The 510-nt window shown below is 57.1% G+C and carries 2 protein-coding genes; one reads left to right on the top strand and one right to left on the bottom strand.

Going from position 1 to position 510, the window contains the following annotated elements; genetic code table 11:
* Positions 1 to 146 (bottom strand): YdaS family helix-turn-helix protein (locus AACY45_RS29405; protein ID WP_445261234.1); only part of this gene is annotated, 146 nt, incomplete at its 3' end.
* 27 nt (positions 147 to 173) lie between these two features.
* Here AACY45_RS29405 and AACY45_RS27980 point away from each other — a divergent pair.
* Positions 174 to 510 (top strand): helix-turn-helix domain-containing protein (locus tag AACY45_RS27980; protein WP_339548714.1); only part of this gene is annotated, 337 nt, incomplete at its 3' end.

Below are 510 nucleotides of genomic sequence, written 5' to 3'. Positions count from 1 at the left end.
ACGTGTTCGGCAGGGAGAGGCTTGTTGAGCTTCAGCCAACCCCACACCGCAGCTTGCGTGACCCCTACGAGGCGACCCATCGCGGATTGCGATCCAACCCGCGAAATTGCTTCGCGCAATGCATCCGTGGGGGAGAGTTGTTCCATGAGGGTAATCTAAAGGCAAATCTGTAGGTGCGTCAACAGATAAATCTTCAGATCGTCGCTACAGGGAAAGTTGTAGCAAAAGGCGTGCTCGATGCCTCCCGCCTCCGCGCCCGCATGGCCGAACGAAAGCTCTCACAGTCGGAGTTGGCTAGGCGCGTGGGTATTAGCCAAGCGTCGATTTACAACCTCGTATCCGGCAAGGGATATGGGTCCAAGCACATCCATCTTATTGCGCGAGAGCTTGGCACTACACCGGCTTACCTGACAGGTGAAACCGACCAGCCCGAAGATGACACCCCAGATGCGCCACGGCTCGACTCGGAGATACGGGAACTTTTTGACCACCTCCTGGCGATGGACACGG

The organism is Pseudomonas sp. RA_35y_Pfl2_P32 (genome assembly GCF_963970735.1).
In the GTDB taxonomy this organism is placed as follows: Bacteria; Pseudomonadota; Gammaproteobacteria; order Pseudomonadales; family Pseudomonadaceae; genus Aquipseudomonas.
The sequence above is the reverse complement of the archived record's forward strand: the minus strand, read 5'-3'. Positions and strand labels throughout refer to the sequence as shown.